20 protein-coding genes are annotated in these 23,059 nt (G+C 60.7%); 17 read left to right on the top strand and 3 right to left on the bottom strand.

Translation table 11 applies throughout. The features are described 5' to 3' along the window. Positions 1 to 51 precede the first annotated feature (51 nt). The 8 genes from ACUIAI_RS07350 (at position 52) to ACUIAI_RS07315 (ending at position 7,442) form a co-directional block, all read left to right on the top strand. The gene (locus ACUIAI_RS07350; RefSeq protein ID WP_445342011.1) at positions 52 to 432 is read left to right on the top strand and encodes a DUF4244 domain-containing protein; all 381 of its coding nucleotides are present in this window, start codon (positions 52 to 54) and stop codon (positions 430 to 432) included. After that, positions 419 to 796: a TadE family type IV pilus minor pilin gene (locus tag ACUIAI_RS07345; RefSeq protein WP_445342010.1), complete on the top strand. Its 378-nt coding sequence runs from the start codon at positions 419 to 421 to the stop codon at positions 794 to 796. The genes ACUIAI_RS07350 and ACUIAI_RS07345 overlap by 14 nt, the downstream gene beginning before the upstream one ends. Before the next feature lie 3 nt (positions 797 to 799). Beyond that, on the top strand, positions 800 to 1,195 hold the full coding sequence (locus ACUIAI_RS07340) for an Rv3654c family TadE-like protein (protein WP_445342009.1): 396 nt from the start codon (positions 800 to 802) through the stop codon (positions 1,193 to 1,195). Positions 1,196 to 1,266: 71 nt separating this feature from the next. After that, complete coding sequence (gene dnaX, locus ACUIAI_RS07335) at positions 1,267 to 4,215, top strand: DNA polymerase III subunit gamma/tau (protein WP_445342008.1); 2,949 nt, start codon at positions 1,267 to 1,269, stop codon at positions 4,213 to 4,215. Further along, positions 4,215 to 4,817, top strand: a complete 603-nt coding sequence (recR, locus tag ACUIAI_RS07330) for a recombination mediator RecR (RefSeq protein WP_445342842.1) — start codon at positions 4,215 to 4,217, stop codon at positions 4,815 to 4,817. Before dnaX ends, recR begins: the two co-directional genes overlap by 1 nt. A gap of 128 nt (positions 4,818 to 4,945) precedes the next feature. Beyond that, the gene (locus ACUIAI_RS07325; RefSeq protein WP_110413526.1) at positions 4,946 to 5,779 is read left to right on the top strand and encodes an aspartate kinase; all 834 of its coding nucleotides are present in this window, start codon (positions 4,946 to 4,948) and stop codon (positions 5,777 to 5,779) included. Then, complete coding sequence (locus ACUIAI_RS07320; RefSeq protein WP_015022547.1) at positions 5,776 to 6,339, top strand: ACT domain-containing protein; 564 nt, start codon at positions 5,776 to 5,778, stop codon at positions 6,337 to 6,339. Before ACUIAI_RS07325 ends, ACUIAI_RS07320 begins: the two co-directional genes overlap by 4 nt. Before the next feature lie 14 nt (positions 6,340 to 6,353). After that, entirely contained in the window at positions 6,354 to 7,442 is a 1,089-nt protein-coding gene (locus tag ACUIAI_RS07315; RefSeq protein WP_445342007.1) for an aspartate-semialdehyde dehydrogenase, read from the top strand. A gap of 101 nt (positions 7,443 to 7,543) precedes the next feature. Here the strand turns inward: ACUIAI_RS07315 and ACUIAI_RS07310 are convergent, their stop codons facing one another. After that, positions 7,544 to 8,593: a sugar-binding transcriptional regulator gene (locus ACUIAI_RS07310; RefSeq protein ID WP_445342006.1), complete on the bottom strand. Its 1,050-nt coding sequence runs from the start codon at positions 8,591 to 8,593 to the stop codon at positions 7,544 to 7,546. A gap of 247 nt (positions 8,594 to 8,840) precedes the next feature. Here ACUIAI_RS07310 and ACUIAI_RS07305 point away from each other — a divergent pair, with 247 nt between their 5' ends. The 8 genes from ACUIAI_RS07305 (at position 8,841) to leuA (ending at position 17,697) form a co-directional block, all read left to right on the top strand. Then, entirely contained in the window at positions 8,841 to 9,830 is a 990-nt protein-coding gene (locus tag ACUIAI_RS07305; protein ID WP_045935859.1) for a phosphotriesterase family protein, read from the top strand. Between the two features lie 5 nt (positions 9,831 to 9,835). Next, complete coding sequence (locus ACUIAI_RS07300) at positions 9,836 to 10,510, top strand: 3-keto-L-gulonate-6-phosphate decarboxylase UlaD (RefSeq protein WP_445342005.1); 675 nt, start codon at positions 9,836 to 9,838, stop codon at positions 10,508 to 10,510. After that, the gene (locus ACUIAI_RS07295; protein ID WP_445342004.1) at positions 10,507 to 11,376 is read left to right on the top strand and encodes an L-ribulose-5-phosphate 3-epimerase; all 870 of its coding nucleotides are present in this window, start codon (positions 10,507 to 10,509) and stop codon (positions 11,374 to 11,376) included. Before ACUIAI_RS07300 ends, ACUIAI_RS07295 begins: the two co-directional genes overlap by 4 nt. A 212-nt stretch (positions 11,377 to 11,588) precedes the next feature. Then, positions 11,589 to 12,545 carry a sugar kinase gene (locus ACUIAI_RS07290; protein WP_445342003.1) on the top strand — a complete coding sequence of 319 codons (957 nt, stop codon included), beginning with the start codon at positions 11,589 to 11,591 and terminating at the stop codon, positions 12,543 to 12,545. 133 nt (positions 12,546 to 12,678) lie between these two features. Next, positions 12,679 to 14,040, top strand: a complete 1,362-nt coding sequence (locus ACUIAI_RS07285) for an MFS transporter (RefSeq protein WP_445342002.1) — start codon at positions 12,679 to 12,681, stop codon at positions 14,038 to 14,040. Between the two features lie 94 nt (positions 14,041 to 14,134). Next, positions 14,135 to 14,827 carry an L-ribulose-5-phosphate 4-epimerase gene (locus ACUIAI_RS07280; protein ID WP_445342001.1) on the top strand — a complete coding sequence of 231 codons (693 nt, stop codon included), beginning with the start codon at positions 14,135 to 14,137 and terminating at the stop codon, positions 14,825 to 14,827. Positions 14,828 to 14,911: 84 nt separating this feature from the next. Continuing rightward, on the top strand, positions 14,912 to 15,532 hold the full coding sequence (locus ACUIAI_RS07275) for a DUF5701 family protein (RefSeq protein WP_121912897.1): 621 nt from the start codon (positions 14,912 to 14,914) through the stop codon (positions 15,530 to 15,532). A 254-nt stretch (positions 15,533 to 15,786) separates the two neighbouring features. Continuing rightward, entirely contained in the window at positions 15,787 to 17,697 is a 1,911-nt protein-coding gene (gene leuA, locus ACUIAI_RS07270) for a 2-isopropylmalate synthase (RefSeq protein ID WP_046323453.1), read from the top strand. Positions 17,698 to 17,768: 71 nt separating this feature from the next. Here the strand turns inward: leuA and ACUIAI_RS07265 are convergent, their stop codons facing one another. Beyond that, positions 17,769 to 20,030, bottom strand: coding sequence for a transglycosylase domain-containing protein (locus ACUIAI_RS07265; RefSeq protein ID WP_445342000.1), 2,262 nt, complete (start codon positions 20,028 to 20,030; stop codon positions 17,769 to 17,771). A 193-nt stretch (positions 20,031 to 20,223) separates the two neighbouring features. On the opposite strand from ACUIAI_RS07265, the gene ACUIAI_RS07260 reads away from it, so the two are divergent. Further along, a complete protein-coding gene (locus ACUIAI_RS07260; RefSeq protein ID WP_110413519.1) occupies positions 20,224 to 21,366 on the top strand; it encodes an inositol-3-phosphate synthase in 1,143 nt (380 codons plus the stop codon). A gap of 167 nt (positions 21,367 to 21,533) precedes the next feature. On the opposite strand, the gene ACUIAI_RS07255 is transcribed toward ACUIAI_RS07260, so the two are convergent. Continuing rightward, positions 21,534 to 23,057: an alpha-N-arabinofuranosidase gene (locus ACUIAI_RS07255; protein WP_445341999.1), complete on the bottom strand. Its 1,524-nt coding sequence runs from the start codon at positions 23,055 to 23,057 to the stop codon at positions 21,534 to 21,536. Between the last annotated feature and the right edge of the window lie 2 nt (positions 23,058 to 23,059).

The following is a 23,059-nucleotide window of genomic DNA, read 5'->3' as shown; positions in this document are numbered from 1 at the left end:
AACCGTCATTCGCCGGGGCGGGGAAGACAAGGAAAGGCAAAGGTGAGAACGATGACATATTCACAGGAGGTTGCGACGGTCTTCCATCTGCAGAACAGGCAGGCGGGAGGTCAATTGGTGCCGGCTGCTACATGGCCTGCTGCAGGTGCCGGATCAAGGTGGTTGCAAAGAGTAAGGCAGCGTTCCAACCGGGTCATGACGGCTTTGTATGTTCGCATCAGCCAGGCTGTGGATTCTGGAGTGCGCGCACTGCATGGCCGGCTGAGCGTGGTGCTGGCCAGGCCTGAATCGGGTGCCATCACTGCCGAATACGCCGTGATCATGGTGGTGGCAGCCACGCTGGCCGGTGTACTGCTGGCCATTGTCAAATCCTCTTCCACACGCACTTTGCTGTTGGGGCTGGTGAAGAAGGCGCTCAGTGCCGTCGGCTGAGGGACGGTCCGAGCGGAGACGACGGTGGCGATCCGATAACGGTACGATAACGGCCGAGTTCGCCATCGTTCTTCCCGCTGTCATGGTTCTGGCTCTCATACTGCTGACGTTGACCCAGACGATCAGGATCGGCATGGTTTGTCAGGATGCGGCCAACGCGGCTGCCAGAGAGCTGATTGTCACCCAGGGCAAGGGTGATTCCCAAGAGGTGGTGCACCGGATGGCCGGCCCGCATGCCCAGGTGAGGTTGAGTCCATCGGCCGGGCAGACGGCAGTCAGGGTGTCATGCCCAGTGGTTGCCGGCCCAATGGGCGTGCTGCCCGCACAGGTCCATGGCGATGCCGTGGCCATATTGGAGGAATGAGTCATGCCCGGACATGCCAGAAAGACGCACCTAGAGCGTACCGGTTCATGGATAAGGGGTTCGGATCCGGGCTCCGGCACGGTTCTGGGCATCATGCTGATGGCTCTGGTTGGTCTGGGTCTGGTTCTGGCAGCGCTGCTGGGCGATCTCATGATCTGCCGGACACGTGCACGCACCGGCGCCGATGTCTCGGCTCTTGCCGCAGCTTCTGCCTTGGACGAAGGACAGGCGCAGCCCTGTACTCTGGCCTCCCGGATTGCCCGCCTCAACCGTGGTGTCCTGACAGACTGTCAGGTGGACGGAGGTGATGTGAGGGTCTCGGTGGGTGTAGATACCGGTGTTCCGATGATGCCCCGCCTGGTCCAGTCTTCCCGGGCAGGCCCCGAGCCCTGTGGATGAGAGGAGGAAGCGGGTTCGGGAGCCTTAGGAAGGAAAGCGAACGTGTCTAAAGAAATGGATAGCCTTGAACCATGGCACTAGCACTCTATCGGCGGTATCGGCCTGACACTTTTGACGGCATCATCGGTCAGAAGCAGGTCACGGTCCCCCTCACCCGAGCTCTGGATGAGAACCGGCTGACCCACGCCTACCTCTTCTCAGGTCCCAGGGGATGCGGAAAGACCAGCAGTGCCAGGATTTTCGCCCGCTGTGTCAACTGCGCCAAGGGGCCGACCAGCCATCCCTGCGGCGAATGCGACAGCTGCAGGGATCTGGCCACGGGAGGCCCTGGTTCCATCGATGTGGTGGAGATTGACGCCGCCAGCCACAATGGAGTTGACGATGCTAGGGAACTCAGGGAGCGAGCAGGCTTCGCCCCCGTGCGTGACCGCTACAAGATCTTCATTCTGGACGAGGCTCATATGGTCACCCAGCAAGGATTCAACGCCCTGCTGAAGATCGTCGAGGAGCCGCCGGAACATGTCATGTTCATCTTCGCCACCACAGAGCCGGAAAAGGTGATCGGCACCATCCGCTCCCGCACCCACCATTACCCCTTCCGTCTGGTGCCCCAGGAAGTCATGGGGCCCTACCTGGAGGGGATTTGCGACAAGGAAGGCATTAAGGCCGAGCCTGGTGTGCTCAAGCTGGCCATGCGGGCCGGAGGCGGATCGGTGCGTGACACCCTTTCCGTGCTGGACCAGCTCATGGTAGGCGCTGACGAGCACACCATCACCTATGATGCGGCCGTAGCTCTGCTGGGGTTCACTCCTGCCGAGCTGATCGGCGAAGCTGTGGACGCGCTGATCGCCCACGATGGGGCTGGCCTCTACGGGGTCATTCAAAAGGTGGTCGTCGGCGGGTTCGAGCCCCAGCGCTTCGTTGAGGATCTGCTGGCCCATGTCCGCGACCTGCTGGTTCTCAAACTGGCTGGAGAACGGGCTGAAAGCGTGCTTAGCGAGGATGCTGACGACGACCAGGTGGCCGATCTACATCGTCAGGCGAATGCTTTGGATCTGCAGGTCCTGACCAGAATGGCCGACATCATCAATGATGCGCTGGCGGGAATGAACGGGGCCACCTCGCCCAGGATGCGCTTGGAGTTGCTGGCCGCCAGGCTGCTGGCAATTGGCTGCGAACCTATGGAGCAGGCACCGGCCGAAGCGGCAGCTTCCAGCGCTGGTGCAGCCCCGTCGCCCGCCCGCGGCGGGTTCATTGGCGCCAGCAGGTCTCAGCAGAATGGTCGGCCGTCCAGAGCATCCCAATCTGGTCGTACTGACGGGGCTGAACGCCCCGAACAGCCTGACAGGGCAGGCTCGGTGTCTGCTGCAGCGCCCACGACCCTTGCCGGGCCGCAGAACATGGCCGGTTCCCATTCCAATTCCTCCGCTCAAGGGCAGCAAGAGGGCGAAGGACGTCCCACCCATTCCGGTTCAGGCTCTGCCCAACCCGAGCACAAGGAAGTCCCCTCCTCGGTGACTCGACAGCCGGCGGGGCAGACCGGATCACCCAATCCTGTCCGGCCCGACCGGTCTGTCGAACAGCCTCGGTCAGCTCAACGGGAGGCTACGCAAGGGCAGAAAAACGAGGTGCCGACCGGTACGGAACTGGATAAGCGTTGGGATGCCCTGGTGGCTGCCCTGCCGGATGAGGTACGCCAATATGTGGTGCGGGACCGGGTGCCTACCGTAGCCATGCAAGCAGACCCCTCCGGTCGCAAGCGACTGTCTATGACCTTCGACCGTCCACTCAGCCAGCATGCCTTCGCCATGGCCGTGGCTGCGCAGTCGGTTGACGGGGAGACCAAGGTGCCGCGTATCGTCATGGTCCGCGCTCGCCAGGAGTTTGGACAGAACACCATGATCGCCCCATCGGGGACGGCTGCCAATGGCGAGACGGTAGAATCCGTCAACAGGATGTCTCCGCAGCGTCGGGCAGAGGTCAAGAAGGAGGTGGCTCTGGCGCGGGCCGGCTTGGCCACCATGAACCTTGGAGCGGCGGTCATGCCTCATGCAGCCACGGAGCAGGGGCATGCCCCTAGGGAGATGACGGCCTCGGCTGGTCATCAGGGTGAGACTGGAACATCGGCATCAGCGCCGGAGGGAAGATCCACCCCTGGAGAAGCTGCGGGCGACGGGAACTCCGACGACGCCCACCATCCGGTCGGTGGTCCGGTCCAATTGTCTCCGGAACCGCTGCCGGCGGTGGGCTTTGGTTCAACAGCCTCAACGGTATTGCCGGACGATGATCCCTGGGCTCACCCCATGCCAGCGACTCATGCGCCGCAAAAGGTCCGGCAGCCCGGCGAGGGCAGCAACGGATCCGATGGCCAGAAAGACCATGAGCCCAAAAAGGTAGCTCTGCCGGACATGAGCGATGACACAGATCCTTGGGCTGTGCCTGATTCCGGGACCGGTGCCGCAGCCTCTGCAGAGTCCTCCAACAGTCAGGGCCATGAAGCTTCGGATCAGGGGCTTGAAGTTTCGAAGTCGGTTGATTCGTCCGGTCAGGGAAGCGCCTCGGGTGTAGCCTCGGCTCCGGTATTGGGGACCGAATCGGTTTCCGATGAAGGGGCCATGGCGACTGGCGTATCAATTTCGCCGGACCTGCAGAGCGACGAACACAGTTCCGATGCTGTCGGTGGCCCGGATGGTCCTCAGGCAATGGCAGATGCATCCGGATCTGATGACAGGAAGATGCCAGCAGGCTTCGCTAGTTCAGCCTCTGGCGGTTCTGGCCAGGATGGAGCGTCGTCTGCCTCAATCTCCTCCCAGGTCTCGAGGCCTTCCGTGGATCCCGAGGACGATGTCTATTCCATGGACGATGCCAGGCTCGGGGCGGACAATGCCATGAACCAGGATGAACTGACCAAATTGTTTGATGTGACCAAGGTGGAGGATTTTGCCGCTGACGACCCACAGAATCCGATCAATGTCCAAAAGCGCCGGCAGGAACAGGCGCAGCGACAGGGAGGTGAATGATGGCTGCTACATATGATGGAGCCATTCAAGAGCTGATCGATGCCTTTGCCCAACTGCCGGGCATTGGTCCCAAGGGGGCACAGCGCATCGCCTTCTACATTCTGGGAGCCGATCGGCGCAGCGCTCAGGATCTGGCCGATGCCATCGTCGCGGCCAAGGAGAAGGTTCGGTTTTGCGAGATTTGTGGCAATGTTTGCGAGACCAGCCCATGCCCCATCTGTCAGGATCCGCGACGTGACCGTAGCATTATTTGCGTAGTCGAGGAGCCCAAGGACGTCATGAGCATTGAACGTACCGGAGAATACCGGGGCCTATATCATGTGCTGGGCGGGGCCATCGACCCTATGTCCAACGTCGGGCCGGGCGATCTGCGCATTCCCGAGCTCTTGAAGCGGTTGAGCACCGATCAGGTCAAGGAAGTCATGCTGGCCCTGGATCCCAACATCGAAGGTGAGGCCACCACCACCTACCTGGGACGGCTGCTGGGTCCGCTGGATCTGCGGGTCACCAGGCTGGCCAGCGGTCTGCCTGTCGGCAGTGATCTGGAATACGCTGACGAGATCACCCTTGGCCGGGCAATATCCGGCCGTCGCGATCTGTAAGGCCTGCAGTTATTGTTTCGCATGTTGGTGGAGAGGGTCTGATAGAACGGTGTCGTTCGTATAATCCATGTAATCAACATGTTGAAGATGATGGTCTAGTGGCTTAACCGTCGCGGGATGGAACAGCAGTGGCACTTATCGTTCAGAAATATGGCGGGTCCTCAGTGGCGGACTCGGACTCCATCAAGCGTGTGGCCAAGCGCATCATTGATACCAAGCGCGCTGGCAATGACATCGCAGTGGTGGTTTCCGCCATGGGGGACACCACTGACGATCTGATCGATCAGGCCATGGATGTGGATTCCAATCCTCCGGCTCGCGAGATGGACATGCTCATGACGGCGGGGGAGCGCATCTCCATGAGCCTGCTGGCCATGAGTATCCATGCGCAAGGCGAGCATGCCCATTCCTTCACCGGTTCGCAGGCGGGATTCATGACTGATGCGCGCTACGGCGCAGCCCACATCCGCCATGTCCGACCCCAGCGAGTCATGAAGGCCCTGGACCGGGGCGAAGTGGGAATTGTGGCAGGCTTCCAGGGGGTCAACTCCGACGGCGATGCTACCACCTTGGGCCGTGGCGGCTCGGACACCTCGGCTGTGGCCCTGGCTGTGGCGCTCAATGCGGATGTCTGCGAGATCTATACTGATGTGGATGGCGTCTTTACTGCCGATCCGCGCATTGTGCCCACCGCCCGAAGAATTGCCCGCATCTCATATGAGGAGATGCTTGAGATGGCGGCCGGCGGATCCAAGGTGCTGGCCCTGCGCTGCGTGGAGTATGCCCAGCGCTTCCGCATGCCCATCCATGTGCGCAGCTCCTTTTCCCATCGTCCGGGCACGCTGATCATGCCAGACGATGTCGATGTCGACAAGATTCCCAATCTGGAGACCGGCCAGCTGCCGGATCGCCCCGCTGCACACACCGACAGGCAACGGGATATGACGGAAGGAAGGTCATGACCAACGGCGAATCCATGGGCGACTTGTTCCCGGACTTGAACGGCCCAGAGTCACCCATCATCTCAGGGGTTGCCCACGACCGCAGCGAGACCCAGGTCAGCCTGCGGGCCGTGCCAGATCGACCCGGCGTAGCCGCACAGCTCTTCACTATCCTTGCCGAGGGCGGCATCAACATAGATATGATCGTCCAGGCTGGGGCGGCCACCGGAACCGTGGACATCTCTTTCACGTTGCCGTCTGCTCAGGCAGATCAGGTGGTTCCCATGCTGGATGACTCCCGTGAGCAACTGGGGTTCCGCTCGGTCGACATCAATCCCGAGGTGGGCAAGGTGACCCTGGTAGGGGTGGGCATGAAGACCCACTCAGGCATCACCGCCACCTTCTTCCGGGCCTTGAGCGACCGGCATATCAACGTGCTCATGATCTCGACCTCCGAGATCCGCATCTCCGCCCTGGTGCCCATCCAGGACTTGGACGAGGCGGTACGGGCCATCCATACGGCCTTCCACTTGGATGCCGATCAGGTCGAGGCGGTCGTTTATGGCGGCACTGGTCGCTGAGAGGAGAGAGAGCAATGACGGATAAGGCTGATTTGGCGAACAACGGTCGCCGTGGCATCAATGTTGCCGTTCTGGGCGCCACCGGCCAGGTAGGCATGGTTATGCGCCGCATGCTGGACGAGCGGGACTTCCCCGTGGCCGATCTGCGATTCATGGCCTCCTCCCGGTCTGCCGGCGAACAGTTGCGCTGGCGTGACAGGAGCATCACGGTCGAGGACGTGGAGCAGGCCGACCTGAGCGGTATCGATCTGGCAATCTTCTCCGCCGGCGGTTCGACCTCGGGAACCTGGGCTCCTCGCTTCGCCGAGGCCGGAGCCTACGTGGTCGACAACTCCTCCCATTGGCGGATGGATCCCGAGGTCCCCCTGGTGGTGTCTGAGGTCAACCCCGAGGATCTGGACCTTATCCCCAGGCGGATCGTGGCCAATCCCAACTGCACCACAATGGCCTGCATGCCGGTGCTGAGCCCCCTGGCCAAGGCATACGGTCTGCGCCGCCTGATCGTCTCCTCCTACCAGGCTGTGTCGGGGGCTGGTCGTGCCGGCGTCCTCCAGCTGCGCGACGAAGCCAAAACGGCCGTGGAGCAAGGTGCTGACCGGCTGGTCTTTGACGGATCGGCCATCGAGTTTCCCCCGCCCACCAAGGTGGTGCGCACCATCGCCTTCAACGCTGTTCCTTTTATAGGCGACTTGGTCGATGACGGCAGCGGGGAGACCGACGAGGAGCAGAAGCTGCGCAATGAGAGCCGCAAGATCCTGCACCTGCCCGATCTGGCCGCCTCCTGCACCTGTGTGCGGGTAGGGGTCTTCACAGCCCACGGCATGAGCATCAATGCCGAGTTCGAGCGCGATGTCACCCCTGACCAGGCCCGCGACCTGCTGTCCAAAGCCCCCGGAGTGAATCTGGCGGAAATACCCACTCCTCTGGACGCAGCCGGCAAGGACCCCAGCTTCGTGGGCCGCCTCCGCCAGGACCAGGCCGTGGAAGGCAAGAGGGGATTGTCCATGTTCGTGGCCAACGACAACCTGCGCAAGGGGGCGGCCCTCAACGCAGTGCAGATCGCCGAGCTGATCGTCCGCAAGCACTTTGCCGACAGGATCTGATTTTGCATCTGGGCTGATTGTGTGGCATGACCCAAACATCCTGTGTTGCCCCTGGAGCATGCACCGATCGCCTCTGTCCGGCTCCGTCTGCCCGATGGCTTTCATGTAGGGTCAGCCCTGCTTGGCTTCTGCTTGGCTCGAGGCTTGTGCAGCTTTTTACCTGCGTTTCTCTGCCGTTGATCCAGCTCAAGTATCCCTTCGGCCGTGTCGCGGTCGGTGGCCAGTGCAGAGATAAGCCCGGCCCGTAAACAGGCAAGGATGCTGGCAACTTTTTGCGGCCCCCAGGCCACGCCTATGACCAGGGGGATCCGCTTCAGGCGTTCGAACTCAATCGATATAGTGCGTTCGCACAGGCTGGTTTGGATGTGGCGACCCTGGGCATCAATGTGGTGCCCGCAAATGTGCCCCACGGCTTTGAGCTTGGTCACCTCTTTAATGAAAGCGGCATTCTCGTAGTCTTTGAAAATGTGTCCGGATCTTCCCTCCTGGACAGACCCGACTCCTACCACCGCAACGTCGGCATGTCCGCCCAGGGTCAGGGTGTCTGCGATCTGGCGTTCTTTGCGCATGGCTTCAGCCACGGGGGTTGAAGACAGGATCATGGGCACTGGCAGCGTCGAATAGCTGCCGCCCAGTCGTTGGGCCAGCATGCGGCATATCTCTGGTGAATCCGTCATGGGATTGGTTGGTGACAGGGAGCCAATCATCTGTACGACCTTGGACTTTCCCCAGTTTTGCATGGGCACTTCGCGAACCGTGTAGGCGACCGCGTTGCCATTGGAGACGGTTATCAAAGAGTCGGGCCTGGTCTGTTCCACCAGAAGAGATGCTGCGCTTCGGGGTACGGTGTCATACCCGGTGCATCCCTGTGGCGGCTCTGAGACCCGAGCGCAACGGAGGTTGAATTGTCGGATCAGCCTGGACTCCAGTTCTTCCAGCCGCTCTAAGGGATTCTCTATGGAGATCTTCACCAGTCCTCGCTCCTGGGCCTCTTTGAGCATCCGGGAGACAGAGGGGCGGGAATAGCCTGTCGCTGTGGCGATCTGGGACTGCAGCATGTGATCCTGGTAGTACATGCGGGCTATGCGAAGAAGCAGCTGAACCCGCTTGCGAGCATCCGAAGTAGTCATCATCTGTAGATCGCTGAACATATGTACATATTATCAGGCTCAGTGAAAAATCGTTTATCTACTCTGTTCGGTCTGAAAATGCACGTTTTCAAAGGCAAAAAATGAAATTGGCATAGATCTATAACCATAGTTAGAGTACATATGTTCATCAAAGTCCTTGTTGATCTGTAGTTGCTCACATAATCTGTCTCCTGTCAAAGGCACTGGCAGGAAGAGCCTGAAGACCGGTGCCGCGAAGTCGCAGAGCACAAACAACAAAGGAGTTCATATGGCATTCGCACGAACCATTCTGGGTGATGTTGATCCGAGCACGCTTGGTGTAGTCAACAGCCACGACCATCTGATCCGGGTTGGAGCCGGTGAGGTCTACCTGGACAAGGACCATCAACTGGATTCAGTCGAGAAGGCGGAGACCGAGGCCGGCTATTTCGCCAAGGCCTCGCTGAACTGGAGCAAGCAGGGCGGCACCGTGGTGGATATGTGCCCCATCAACTGTGGTCGTGACATCGAGAAGCTGGCCGAGGTGGCCCGCTCGGTGGAGAACCTGCAGATCATCGGAGCCACCGGCTTCCACCGTGAGCATGTCTACTTGGAGACCCAGTCCCACTGGATCAACCGCTACAGCGTGGATCAAATCGCCGACCTGGTCATCGCCGATATCCGCGAGGGCATTGACCGCAACGATTACACCGGCCCTCTGGTAGATCGCAGCCCTTATAAGGCAGGCGTCATCAAGATCGGCACTGCTTACGGAGAGATCACACCCTTCGAACACAAGTGCATGGAGGCTGCTGCCAAGGCGGCCATCGAAACCGGCGCTCCCATCAACACGCACACCACTTATGGAACCTGTGGTCTGGAACAAGCCCAGACCCTGATCGGACTGGGGGTCCCGGCCGACCAGATCGCCATCGGCCACATCCAGCGCAACGCTGATGTCTACTACCTGGAGGAGATCCTGGACCTGGGCGTCTATCTGGAGATCGACGGCACGAACAGGATCAAGTATCAGCCCGATTCCAACAGGATGATGGAGCTCAAGGCTTTCAAGAAAGACGGCTATGAAGACCGTATCCTCCTGGGTACGGACTCCGGCAAGCGCTCCTACCAGAAGGTCTACGGCTCTGTGAGCGGCGTGGATTACAACCCGGCAGTGGACGGCCCCCGCATGATTGCTGAAGGCTTTGACCCTGACTACGTGGACAAGCTGCTCATCCGCAATGCCCACAATTTCTTCTCCTTCCGTAAGGAGGCCTGAGCGCAATGGCAGCAGACAAAACCCTGGAACGTCCTCAGCTCCAGATCGCTCTGGACACCTTTGATATGCCATCGGCCCTGAGACCTCTGAACGCGGCCATCAGCCAGGTCGATGTCATCGAGTGCGGAACCGTCCTGATTATCGCCGAAGGGCTGAGAGCCGTGCGCGAGATTCGTGCCCTCTATCCCAATAAGACAATCCTGGCGGATGTCAGGATTGCTGAAGCTGGAGCGGTCATCTCCCGCGCCTGCTTCGAGGCGGGTGCAAGCTGGGTCTCGGTGGTTGCCGGGGCCAGCATGACCACGGTCGAGCAGGTGGTGAAGGTGGCCCAGGAGTTTGGCGGCGAGGTCCAGATTGAGCTTGGAGAGACCTACGATCCCGAACAGGCGCGCGAGTGGCGGCGGCTTGGAGCCACCCAGGTCATCGTCCACCGTTCTCGCGACGCTGAAGCGGCCGGCAAACTGACTTGGGGAGAAAACGACAAGGACCGTATCCGCCAGCTGCATCAGATGGGCTTCAAGGTCACCGTGACCGGTGGGGTCACGGCTAAGGACCTGCCCTTCTTCCAAGGAGTTCCCGTCGGAGTGGTGATCTCGGGCCGCGGCATCGTCAAGGCTGATGACCCCCTGGCCGCCGCCACTGAACTGCGGGAGACTATTGGCAGGGTGTGGCCGCAATGAGCGGCAGCGTCACCCTGGGCATCTATGAGAAGGCCCTGAAGTCCCCCGCTGAGCCGGATGACTGGGACGCATTCATGTCCCATGTCGCCGCCGATGGGTTCACCTTCATGGATCTGTCCATTGACGAAAGCGACAAGCGGATGGCCCGCCTGGACTGGACGGCTGCCCAGGCTTCCGCATTCCGCCAGGCTGCTGACCGCCAGGGCGTCCAGGTCGGAGGAATCTGCCTGAGCTGCCACCGCAAGGTCGGCCCCGGTTCGGCCGATCCTGCTATCCGCCGTCGGGCCTACGAGATCTTCCTCAAGGCGATCGATCTTGCACACGAGACAGGCATTCCCCTGATCCAGGTAGCCGGTTACTACGCCTACTACGAGGACCCTGATCCTGGCCAGCGCGCCAGGTATGCGGAGGTTCTGGCCAGGGCGGCTGAGTACGCGGCCCAGGCCGGTGTCATGCTGGGCATAGAGAATGTGGACGGCAATGACATCACCTCCATCACCAAGGGTTTGTCCATCTGCGATCAGATCGGGTCCTCCTGGCTGAGCATGTACCCGGATATCGGCAACCTGTACGAGCAGGAGCTGGATGCCGCGGCTGAGCTGAGGTCTGGAGTCGGCAGAATGCTGGCCATCCACGTCAAGGATGTGCTCCCGGGACAGCCGCGTCGCATCACCATGGGCGAGGGCTGTGCCGACTTTCCCACGGCTTTCGCCGAGCTGGCCCGGCAGTCCTGGTCGGGGCGAATCATGCTGGAGATGTGGAACGATGATTCAGACCAGGCCGATCAGATCGTCATGAATGCAAGGGGAAAAGTGGAAACCTGGTTGCGCGGGGCTGGCATGGAAGTGCTCGACCCCAGAGGCTGAGGTAAAGGTCGCAGCCATCACGGTTGCGACCCGGGGGTGGTTGTGCCGGTCCTCCACCCCCTTGGCATCGGCAGGGAGGCTATGATGCCAGCGGTCGTCCTTGGAGGGTCGACCCGACCGGTGCGAGTTTGAATGTGACAGGTCGTAATACGGACTGAAGCGGACGTCGTGGTCCATGCTGGGAAAGCGACCGTGTAGACAAGGAGCAAGTGATGGCAGAACATACATATGACCTTTCGACCATAGGAGAGGGGCAGATCAGGCTCACGGTCAGGAGGGGGGAGCGGCTGATGAACGCCCGGTCGGTCCTGATGAATCCCGCCTGTTCCGAGGCCAACGTAGCCGGAGTTCTGGCTCAGCTTCAGCGCAGGACCTTGTGGACCTCTTCGCTGCCGGAGGGGGACTTGGGTGAATACGTCCTGAGCGAGTACAGGTCCGTGGGCGTTGATCTGAGCACCATGGTCCGCAAGCCGGCCAGCCGAATCGCTCTCTATTTTATGGAGCCAGGCGAGCCCCCCATGCCGGCCAACGTCATCTACGACCGCGAGTACACCCCCTTCAGGTCGACGGGGATCGAGGATTACGACTGGGACCGGATGCTGGACACCCGCCTGCTCTTCCTGACCGGCATCACTGCGGCCCTGACCGATACCACAGCCCAGGTGGTGACCTATGCGGCCGAGCAAGCGGAGAAGCGCGGCATCGACATCGCCCTTGACGTGAACTTCCGCAGCAAGCTCTGGACTGGTGACCAGGCCAGAAAGGTACTAGAGCCCATTGCTCATAAGGCCCGCATCCTCTTCTGCTCCATCAAGGACGCTAAAAGCGTCTTCGGAATCGAGGGGACTGGCGAGGAGGTCTGCGAACAGCTCTACCAGCGCTTCGGCAATGAGTACATCGTTTCCACCAATCATTTGGATGGTCCTTACCTGAGAACCTCCAAAGGAATCAAGAAGTACGTCACCACCACGGTTCCGGTGGTGGACCGTCCCGGCGCCGGGGATTCCTTCGTGGCTGCCACCCTCCACGGCTTCCTCTCCGATGATGTGGAGTGCGGTGTCAGATGGGGGCAGCGGGCCGCCGAGTACGCTCTGACGCATATGGGCGATCTGACCCGTATCCGCGCCCAGGAACTGGATATTCCGCTGGGTGGGGATATCAATCGTTGACATCTCTTTCATGATCCAGGCCCGCCGCAGCATTCTCCAAGGATGGAGAAAGCGGCCTGGATCCTCAGGTCAGACCCGTACCAGGGTCGGGCCGCCATCATTATGATCATCCGAGAAAGAAAAGCAACCCATTATGAGTGATACACATGTCACACAGGCCGGGGAGGCACTGACTGCTTACGAGCAGATAGACTCTCGTCCCCTGACCGGACATCAGAAAAGCATCATCGGCCTGGCCATAGCCGGCAATATATCCGAATTCTTCGATATGTTCCTGATTGGTTTCGTGGTCTCCCTTCTGACTTCGGCCTGGCACCTGACCGGGGTTTCCGCTGGAATCATCCTGGCCTGCTCCGGGCTGGGCACAGTCATCGGTTCCATCCTCTGGGGGCGTTTGGCTGATCGCTTCGGCCGCAAGCATGCCTTCCAGTGGTGTGTGCTCTGCTTCGTGGTCTTCACGGCCTTGTCGGTCTTCCTGCCTGACGGTGCCTGGATCCTGCTGGCCATCCTGCGCATCGGTGTGGGCATCGGCGTAGGCGGCCTCAACATCATCTCCATCCCCTACGTCCAGGAGTTCGTCCCGGCCAGGCAGCGCGGCATGCTCTCCGGCCTGGCCTCGGTCTTCATCCCCATGGGTCTGCTCCTGGGGTCCGTCTCGCAGAGCCTGATTGGCGACAATTGGCGCGTGCTGGTGGCACTGGGCGTTATCCCCGTCCTCCTTCTCTTCTGGCTGGCGACCGTGCCTGAGTCCCCCCGTTTTTACCAGAGCGTGGGACGTGACGATGATGCCCGCAAGGCCTTGGCATGGGCCCTGGAGCTTCCTGCGGACCAGGTCGGTGCCCTGCCCAAGGTCGAACAGGAGCAGAAGGCCAGCTATCACCTGCTCTTGTCCAAGCATCTGAAGCCGCTGGTCATCATTTCGGTCGGTTCCTTCTGCTTCATTCTGGGTTCCTTCGCCATCCAATCTTGGGGTCAGACGCTGATGAAGGATGCCTTTGGCTTTTCAACGCAGATGGTGGCCTACCTGTTCATGGGCGTCTCCGTGGCCGACTGCATAGGCAGATTCGGCTCTGCCTGGCTGGCTGACATCATCGGCAGGCGTTGGACCATGTTCTCCTTCGGCATCATCGGGGCCTTGGGATGCTTTTATGCGGCCTTCTTCCACAATTCCGGCTGGCAGTTCTACATCGCCGTCCTGGTCATCATGACCTTCGCTGACGGTGTCTTCGGCATTCTCAATGCCTTCGGCGGCGAGCAGTTCCCCAACGATGTTCGCTCTACCGGACTGGGGCTGGGATACGGCATCGGCGCCACGGCCAAAATCGTAGGCCCTATATTTATGGGGCTGCTGGTGGGCGGCGACTATGTCTCCCAGCACATCAACATCGGCGTTGTCACCACGGCATTCACTTTCTTCGGTGTCTGCCTGGTCATCGGTGCTGTCATATACCTCTTTGCCCAGGAGACCAAGGGCAAGGATCTGGAAAGCCTGTGAGGACGCGCAGCATGGTCTGCACGCGCAGGTAAGCAAACCGGGCCGGCTTTTCGCAGGAAGGGTCGGCCCCATATTGGAAATGGTGGTGGTTCTTATGACGTCCTTGGCTGATTTCCCTGACGAGGTACGTGTCGAAGCAGGTCTGGTCCGCGAGCATGTTGCTGCCCTGCATGAGCAGCTGATCAAGTGGGGGCTGGTGGTGTGGACGGCGGGGAATGTCTCACAGCGTCTGCATTCGGCCGACTTGCTGGTGATCAAACCATCCGGGGTGCGCTATGAACAATTGACGCCGGAATCAATGGTGGTTACGGATCTTGAGGGGCATGTGGTGGACGGATCTGCCGCACCCTCCTCGGATGTGTTTTCGCATGCCTACATCTACCGGCATATGCCTGGAGTGTTTGGCGTGGTGCATACGCATTCCACTTATGCGACGGCCTTTGCCGCAGTGGGCCGGCCAATCCCATGCGTATTGACGATGATGGGTGACGAGTTCGGCGGTCCAGTGCCGGTGGGTCCCTTCGCCTTGATCGGTTCGGATCAGATAGGTCGTGGGGTGGTCGAGACCCTGGCGGAGCATCCGGGCTGCCCCGCGGTGCTCATGCGCAATCATGGCCCCTTCACTGTCGGTGCGGATGCCGAAGCTGCGGTGAAGGCGGCGGCGATGACGGAGGAAGTGGCGCGTACGGTATGGGCCGCTGAGCAGATCGGTACGCCTGTGCCCCTGTCCGACGAGGATGTGGCCAGTCTGAACGACCGATACCAGCACGTGTACGGCCAGCACTGAATCTGAGTACAGTGCCTCGCCTCGGCATGCGGGTGTAGACAGTGCGGGTGCTTGTCGTAGCAGATTCGAATTAGACTGGAGGCCATGACCAGATCTTCCCAAGAAGTGAAGCGGCAACTGGATCGGATCGTGGCTTTGGGCTATCCGGATGTGGCGGACATCAGCGCCGCCGCCTTCAGAGCCTTGGCTCAGCCCCTGATCTCCGCGCTGGAGTCCACTGAGCTGGGTGAGCAGATCCTGCTCATCCCTACCAGGGAGCTGGTCTCGCCTGAGTCGCTGATTGCCCGGACCAGCATCAATCGCATGGCTGGCTTTACCACTATGCCTCCGCGCGACATTGCCAGCTTCCTGCCGCAGAACGGGTTCGAGCCGCCCGAGGGACCCTTTTACATCGTCCTGGACCCACATACGGGCACCTGCTACACCAACCGCGAGCCGGACGTGGCCCGCAAGCTGATCGACTCCGATGACCGTCTCCCTCTGACCTTGGAGGAGGGTCTGGCCATCGCCACCCAGCATCCCGACTGGCTGGCGGTCAAGAACGGTTTCAACCTGCTGGGTTCCCACAGCGCCGATGGGCGCGTGCCCAGCATCTGGATGAGCCAGAACGCCCCCCGTCTGGGTTCCGTCTGGCCTAACTCGCGCCACACCTGGCTGGGCAACGCCTACTGCGAGGGCCGTCGTGGTGTCTCACTCTTCCAGTGAGGCTCTTCAACTGAATCTTATGCAGCGAGCACTCTGTAAGTGCTTGCCTAGTCTGGAGTTTGCAGCTTGGATAACCTTGCGAATTACGCAAGACTTTGTGCTCTCGCCTTCCTCTGCGTCGTAATGCGGACCCGGACCGCATGTCCTAGCTCTCCTCCGGTAAAATAATGGCACCCCCGGTACGGTTTCGGCCTGTCCGAGCACCCATGGCCGGGTGATATTGCGGTTTCCGACGAACGAAAGAAGGAGGAGAGATGGATCAGGATCGTGCATCCGTGTTTGATCTTGCGGCCCAGGCCGCTGCGTCCAATGGAGGGAACAACGACCTGCTGCTGCCTCCCCCCAGGTTTGTGGGTTCGCCGCAGAAGCCCAGTGCCATGCCCTACAACAAGTATGTGGCCTATAACAAGCAGGTTCCCTTCGACTATCCGCAGCGCACCTGGCCGGGCAAGACCCTGAAGCGGGCGCCCCGCTGGTGTTCGGTGGATCTTCGCGACGGCAACCAGGCCCTGGTCGACCCCATGGATTCCGAGCGCAAGCTGAGATTCTGGAATCTGCTGATCTCCATGGGCTTCAAGGAGATCGAGGTGGGCTTCCCCTCGGCCTCCGAGACCGATTACGACTTCATCCGCCTTCTGATAGAGCGTGAGCTGATTCCCGACGATGTGACTATCGTGGTCCTGACCCAGGCTCGCGAACATCTGATCCGTCGCACCTACGAGGCCCTGCGAGGAGCCAAGAGGGCCGTGGTCCACTTCTATAATTCGGTCTCGGTTCTGCAGCGGGAGGTCGTCTTCCATAAGGACAAGGCCGGGATCAAGAAGCTGGCCACCGACGCGGCCGAACTCTGCCGCTCTCTGGAGGCCGATGCCGGGGGCACTGATCTTTCCTATGAGTACTCGCCCGAGTCCTTCTCCGGTGCCGAGCCAGAGTATTCCCTGGAGGTCTGCAATGCGGTCATCGATGTGATCCGGCCTACGCCTGAGCATCCCATGATCATCAACCTGCCTAACACCGTGGAGATGACCACCCCCAACGTATTCGCCGACGAAGTGGAGTACATATCCACCAACCTCAAGGACCGGGATGCGGTGGTGCTCTCCCTGCACCCCCACAACGACGAGGGTATGGCCGTGGCTGCCACCGAGCTCAGTCTGCTGGCCGGGGCTGACCGGGTGGAGGGCTGCCTGCTGGGCAATGGTGAGCGCACCGGCAACGTCGACATTTGCACGGTGGGGCTGAACCTCCTGGTCCAGGGTATCGATCCCCAGCTGGACTTCTCCGACATGCCCGGCATCCGTCGGACGGTGGAGTACTGCAACCAGATCGCCGTCTCCGAGCGGCACCCCTACGTCGGCAACTTCGTCTTTACGGCCTTCTCCGGCTCCCATCAGGATGCCATCAAGAAGGGTCTGGACGCCCGGCAGCAGGCGGCCCTGCGCGCCAACGCCAACCCTGACGACTTCCTTTGGCTGGTGCCCTATCTGCCCATCGATCCCAAGGATGTGGGTGGCAACTACGAGGCCATCATCCGGGTCAACTCCCAGTCGGGCAAAGGCGGCATGGCTTACCTGCTCAAGGCCAACCATCATCTGGACCTGCCCAAGCGTCTCCAGGTGGAGTTCGAACGGCTTGTCCAGAGCTATGCCGACAGGACCAAGCGCGAGGTCAAAGATGCCGACATCTGGCGGCTCTTCAAGGACGAGTACCTGCCCGTGGAGGCTGGCGGGAGCGTGGTCGGCGGCGAGTCCATGGCGGATCAGCGCGACGAGACCCTGCGCCAGTGGGGACGCTTCAAGCTGCTGAATGTTGCAGTCACCTCCGGCGAGGACGGATCCGACACCGTTCTTGATGCCACCCTGCTGGATCGGGGGCTTGCCCCGGGCGACCCAGAGGTGAGGCGGCGTGTTCAAGGACATGGGAATGGTCCAATCGCGGCCTTCTTGGATGCGCTCAAGTCCCTGGATCAGACCGTCTCGGTCCTGGACTACGCCGAGCATGCCATGACCGCCGGCACCGATGCATTGGCGGCTTCCTATGTGGAATGCCAGGTGGGCGAACCAGCCAGGTCCCGGGTGATCTGGGGCGTGGGCATCGATTCGTCCATCTCTACCAGCTCCCTCAAGGCCATCATCTCGGCACTCAACCGCTTCCAGCGCGGCTGAAGGCTCCAGTCCTCCAGGTCCGATCCGGACGCACAGCTATGCCCGGATCGGACCTAATTGTCTGGATTGGTTTATTGCTGGGATGGTTCACCCTCGGAATTGCCCTGGGTACTGCCTTTGTCGCCGCCCTCCACGGTGCCGCTGTTGCTGTCGTTCTCTGTCCCGCCTCCGGTACCAGCCCCCGAGCCGCTGCCGGATCCGGACTGCCCCTGTTCGGAGTTCTGGCGCTGGTAGCGCTGCTGGGGTGCATATGAGTATCCATATGAGTATCCGCGGTTGGGCCTGTACGAATTGCTGCTCTTCCAGGATCCGCTGCCCCAGTTGCCTTCTGGGCCACCGACCTTGCCATGGTCCTCAGCGTCTGGGAAACGCTCTATTGGACTGTTGCCCAGGGCCGACTTCATGTACTGGGTGAAGAGCTGGACCGTATAGAAGTCGTTTTGATAGCGGTCCGGAACCTTCAGGGCGCTGCCGTCCTGCCCCTGGTTCCAGATGGCGAAGGTGGTCAGAAGCGAGGGGGTGAATCCGATGAAGGAGATGGCCGTCTGGTCATTGGCCGTGCCGGTCTTGCCGGCGATGGGCCGCCCTAGGGAACGTGCGTAGGATGCAGTGCCACGCTGGACCGTGGTGGTCATGGCCTTCTGCAGCAGAGCCACCTGTTCGGCGTTGAAGACCTGATCCGACTGGATTGCAGCCGTATAGAGCTCCTGATCCTTGGCATCCTTGACCTGAGCCACCAGGTGCAGCTTGGGTCGTTGTCCCCCGTTGGCCAGGGTGGCATAGCCCTGGGTCACGTCATAGACCGTGAGGGCGTCTACTCCCAGGGTGTCAAAAGTGGTCGTATCGTCGATCTTCCCGGTGATGCCGGCCGTGTGGGCCACTTGGGCAACCTTGCGTGAGGTCACGTGTTCGCCAAGGTCCATGAAGACCGTGTTTACCGAGTTGGCGAATGCGGAGTAGAGGTTGATGTACCCGTAGCTGACATTCCCGGCGTTAGCGACGGACTTGCCTACGCTGGAGAAGGTACGAGGTGAATTGCCGTTGAAGACCGTGTTCAGGCTGACCCCGTCCTGGATGGCGCCCAAGAGCGTGTAGGCCTTCATGGTCGAACCGACCTGGAAGGTTGCTTGATCCACGTTGTTGAGCTGGTGGGTCAGGTAGTCGTCACCGGCGTACAGGGAGATGATGGCCCCGGTTTTAGGGTCGACCGAGAGCCCCCCGATCTGCAGGGTGGGCGGCAGATGCTTGTTGCCTGTGGACGGACTGGCCACTTGGAACATCAGATCCTGCTTGTCCTTTTGGATGGTGGTGATAATCCGGTAGCCGCCCGTATCTAGGTCGTCCGCGGTGAAGGGTGCCTTTTTGCCGGAGGACAGCTCGTTGCGGACCATGCGCAGCAGGTAGCCGTTGGGTCCCTGGTAGACGTTCTGCGGCATGTATTTGATGGTCTGCGGCATTTGAGCGCCGGCTCGGTCCTGATGGCTGATGTAGTGGTCCTCCTCCATGATGGCCAGCACGCGGTGGAAGCGCGACTCGGCCTGCTTGGGGTTGACCGCCGGATCCCAGGAGGTAGGGGCCGGGATGATGCCAGCCAGCATGGCCGACTCAGGCATGGTCAGATCCTTGGCGTCCTTGCCGAAGTAGTTTTGGGCGGCGGCCTGGATCCCGTAAGCGCCACGGCCGAAGTAGATGGTGTTGAGATAGTTGCACAGAACCGTGTCTTTATCCTCTGTCCTGGAAATCTTCAAGGAAAGGATGGCCTCGCGCAGCTTGCCCTTGTAGGAGGTGGTCTCGCCCAGATAGTAGCGCTCGGCATACTGCTGGGTGATGGTGGATCCGCCCTGACGGGTGCCCTTGGTCACGTTGTTCAAGAGCGCTCGGCTGATGCCTTTGAGATCGATGCCGTTGTCCTTGTAGAAGGTGCGGTTCTCCGAGGCGACGACCGCATTGCCTACATACTTGGGCAGGACCGCGCAGTCGATGATCTCACGGTTTTGATTGGCATAGGTTCCGATGGGGGTGGTGCCGTCCGCATAGTAGACCGTTGTCTTTTGCGCCAGAGCTTGCTTCTCCGGTGGGATGATTTCAGTGGTCAGATATAGGTATGCGAAGGCTGCCGCCCCGGCGACCAGCACCAGTCCCAACAGGGCCAGGGTCCACTTAAGCACACGATGTGACTTGTGGGGCCGCCCGCGACGGGGTCCGCCGCCCCGGTGATTCCGGTCGGCATGCCGCGAGGTGAGCCTGTCGGCGCGATTCCTGCCGCCGCGCGCTCCGGGCTGGGTCCTGCGTGCGGGCGAGGTCGAACTGACTGAACGAGTCTGATTGGCCATGCCAACCACGCTATCCGGCAGGGCTGAAAACTGTTCGACCTAGGGCTGAACGTTCATCATTTTCGTACGTTTGCACTCTTTTCGAAGCGAGTTCTGTTACTGAGTGCGAAGGTACGGTTCAATTCCATTCATGCTTTCCATCGGAAGAAGGTATGCTTAGGTTGGAATAACTCAGTAAATCAGAGGAGTTTGTATGAGCATCCGTGTAGCTATAGCGGGCGTGGGCAACTGCGCTTCCTCGCTGGTACAGGGAGTCGAGTATTACAAGGACGCCAAGGATGATGATAAGATCCCCGGCATCATGCACGCCAACTTCGGTGGCTACCGCATTCGTGACGTGGAGTTCGTGACCGCCTTCGATGTGGATTCTCTCAAGGTCGGCAAGGACCTGAGCGAGGCTATCTTCGCCTCGCAAAACAACACCTACAAGTTCTGCGACGTTCCCAACAAGGGCGTGGAAGTCCTGCGCGGGCCGACCGGCGATGGGCTGGGCGAGTACTACAAGAAGATGATCACCGAGTCGGATGCCGAACCCGTGGATGTGGCCCAGGTCCTGCGCGACAAGAAGGTCGACGTGCTGGTCTCCTACCTGCCCGTTGGCTCTGAGCAGGCCGACAAGGCCTACGCCACCGCAGCTATCGAGGCCGGGTGCGCCTTCGTCAACTGCCTGCCTGTCTTCATCGCCTCCGACCCTGAGTGGGCCCAGAAGTTCCGCGATGCCGGCCTACCCATTGTGGGTGACGACATCAAGAGCCAGGTGGGCGCCACCATTACCCACAGGGTCATGGCTCGCCTCTTCGAGGATCGCGGTGTGCGCCTAGACCGCACCTACCAGCTGAACGTGGGCGGCAACATGGACTTTATGAACATGCTGCAGCGTACTCGTCTGGAGTCCAAGAAGGTTTCCAAGACCCGTGCAGTCACCTCCATCGTTCCTCACGACATGGATCCCCACAACGTCCACATCGGTCCTTCCGACTATGTGGCCTGGCTGGATGACCGCAAGTTCGCCTTCGTGCGTCTGGAAGGCACCACCTTCGGTGATGTCCCGCTGAACCTGGAGTACAAGCTGGAGGTCTGGGATTCGCCCAACTCGGCCGGTATCGTCATCGACGCCCTGCGTGCTGCCAAGATTGCCTTGGACCGTCATCTGGCCGGCCCAGTGCTGGCACCCAGCTCCTACTTCATGAAGTCCCCTGCCGTCCAGCATGAGGACAACGAGGCCCATCAGCTGGTTGAGGATTATATCGCTGGCAAGGTGGAGGGCGACGAGAGCGCCTTGGATGCCGATGTCAAAGCCGCCAAGGAAAACGGCAAGGACGTCTGGCACGCCTGAGTAGACTCAGTCGAGCGCTGTCAAGCGCCGGATATAAGCATGTGGCCGACCTCTTTCGGGGGGTCGGCCACATGCGGTTTATATGTTTGTTTATGTGGTTGGATCGTAGATTTGAATCGGTGGACTGCAGGCGTGGTGTCCAATCCGCCGATTGCTGCTGTTGCCTCTCAGACCATGGCCAGATCGAGCACGTTCACTGAGGCCGGATCCAGGCGGACCGTAATTTCACGTCCTTCAGGGATATCCGAGACATCGACCTGGCGAGCCCTGACCTGGTCCGGGTCGGATCGGGTGTTGCAGGCATGCGGATCCTGTGCTGAAAGGCTCTGCATGCCCGCAGGACGCACAGGCTCGGGCAGGGTCAGTGCCGCTTCGACGGCAGAGGTCATGTCGGCGTTGACCAGGTCCACCATGATGTGCCCGTCCTTGACTGAGGCAAAGACGTGCAGGGCTGGGTTGTCGGCCTCTGGCAGGATTTGGATCGCCCGGGCCCCTTGGTGGCGCCGGTACATCATGAAGACGTCGTAGTTGGGGGTCAGTATGGTGGCGTCGTCCTCGGTCAGGATCAGCGAGTTGAGGACGTTCAGGGTCTGGGCATTGCAGGCCATGGACACCTTGTCGCACCTGGACTGAAGGATATCCAGCGTCAGGGCCGAGGTGACCGCGTCGCGCATGGTCACCTGCTGTCGGAGCGCCGGACGAGCCGTGAAGGCATCGCCATGCCAGTTGCCCCATTCGCCCATGACCAGATCGACCTTTGTCAGTCTGGAATCCATGCTGCTCTCAGGGTAAGGCATGGTGGCCAGGCAGGCCTGCATCAGGTTCCACTGCTGGTCGATAACTTCACCGAGCTCGAGGGCGCCTCGAATCACTCGATCCCAGCCATCTTGATCAAACTGAGTGGAAGTGTCGTCGGGGTGGTCGATGTTCCAGTTGTAGAAGTGCAGGTCGTAGGCGGCGATGGGCGGCTGGCGGTACTGGGCCAAAGCCTGGAAGAAGTCCCTGGTCCAGCGCACTCGTTCCATAGGCTTGTTTCCGTCTGGGCCGCAGGCTATGGGTTGGATCATTGGGGGCTGGTCCCCGTTTTCGGCAAAGGTAGGCATTGCTGAGGCGAACATCCGATAGCGGTCCGCGTACATGGACGGGGTCATCGTCCCCCCGCCGGCCCAGGGCTCGTTCCCCAGACCCCAGAATTTCACGCCATAGGGGGAGGGGTGACCGTTGGCGGCCCGCATGGCTGACATGGCCGTGCCTGATGGCCTGTTGCAGTACTCCATCCAGTCGCGCATTTCAGCCACGGATCCACTCAGCATGTTCACGTTGATCCAGGGTTCGGCCCCAATGGCCTGGCACAGACGGAGGAATTCGTCGGTGCCAAAGCCGTGTCCGTCAGGCTGGTAGGTGCCGAAGTTCTCGTTGTATCCTACCGGACGTTGATTGCGCGGTCCGACCCCCTGACGCCAGTGGTAGGTGTCGGCATAGCAACCGCCGGGCCAGCGTAGCAGGGGAGGCTTCAGCGCTTTCAGGGCTTTGAGGGCGTCCGTGCGGATGCCGTTGGTGTTGGGGATGGATGAATCCGTGCCCACCCATAGTCCCTGATCGATGCACTCGCCGAGGAATTCGATGAACTGGCCGTGCAGGTAGGGGCTGATGGTGCCGATAGTCAGGCGCGGGTCGATGTGGATGCTCACTG

Source organism: Bifidobacterium sp. ESL0827 (genome assembly GCF_052606685.1).
Note: the sequence above shows the minus strand (reverse complement) of the source record. Positions and strands in the feature narration are given on the sequence as shown.

Excerpts from the sequence above, each read along its gene's own strand:
- ACUIAI_RS07350 (WP_445342011.1), top strand. The coding sequence starts at position 52 with ATGACATATTCACAGGAGGTTGCGACGGTCTTCCATCTGCAGAACAGG.
- ACUIAI_RS07340 (WP_445342009.1), top strand. The coding sequence starts at position 800 with ATGCCCGGACATGCCAGAAAGACGCACCTAGAGCGTACCGGTTCATGG.
- dnaX (WP_445342008.1), top strand. The coding sequence starts at position 1,267 with ATGGCACTAGCACTCTATCGGCGGTATCGGCCTGACACTTTTGACGGC.
- recR (WP_445342842.1), top strand. The coding sequence starts at position 4,215 with ATGGCTGCTACATATGATGGAGCCATTCAAGAGCTGATCGATGCCTTT.
- ACUIAI_RS07320 (WP_015022547.1), top strand. The coding sequence starts at position 5,776 with ATGACCAACGGCGAATCCATGGGCGACTTGTTCCCGGACTTGAACGGC.
- ACUIAI_RS07315 (WP_445342007.1), top strand. The coding sequence starts at position 6,354 with ATGACGGATAAGGCTGATTTGGCGAACAACGGTCGCCGTGGCATCAAT.
- ACUIAI_RS07310 (WP_445342006.1), bottom strand. The coding sequence starts at position 8,593 with ATGTTCAGCGATCTACAGATGATGACTACTTCGGATGCTCGCAAGCGG.
- ACUIAI_RS07305 (WP_045935859.1), top strand. The coding sequence starts at position 8,841 with ATGGCATTCGCACGAACCATTCTGGGTGATGTTGATCCGAGCACGCTT.
- ACUIAI_RS07300 (WP_445342005.1), top strand. The coding sequence starts at position 9,836 with ATGGCAGCAGACAAAACCCTGGAACGTCCTCAGCTCCAGATCGCTCTG.
- ACUIAI_RS07295 (WP_445342004.1), top strand. The coding sequence starts at position 10,507 with ATGAGCGGCAGCGTCACCCTGGGCATCTATGAGAAGGCCCTGAAGTCC.
- ACUIAI_RS07290 (WP_445342003.1), top strand. The coding sequence starts at position 11,589 with ATGGCAGAACATACATATGACCTTTCGACCATAGGAGAGGGGCAGATC.
- ACUIAI_RS07285 (WP_445342002.1), top strand. The coding sequence starts at position 12,679 with ATGAGTGATACACATGTCACACAGGCCGGGGAGGCACTGACTGCTTAC.
- ACUIAI_RS07280 (WP_445342001.1), top strand. The coding sequence starts at position 14,135 with ATGACGTCCTTGGCTGATTTCCCTGACGAGGTACGTGTCGAAGCAGGT.
- ACUIAI_RS07275 (WP_121912897.1), top strand. The coding sequence starts at position 14,912 with ATGACCAGATCTTCCCAAGAAGTGAAGCGGCAACTGGATCGGATCGTG.
- leuA (WP_046323453.1), top strand. The coding sequence starts at position 15,787 with ATGGATCAGGATCGTGCATCCGTGTTTGATCTTGCGGCCCAGGCCGCT.
- ACUIAI_RS07265 (WP_445342000.1), bottom strand. The coding sequence starts at position 20,030 with ATGGCCAATCAGACTCGTTCAGTCAGTTCGACCTCGCCCGCACGCAGG.
- ACUIAI_RS07260 (WP_110413519.1), top strand. The coding sequence starts at position 20,224 with ATGAGCATCCGTGTAGCTATAGCGGGCGTGGGCAACTGCGCTTCCTCG.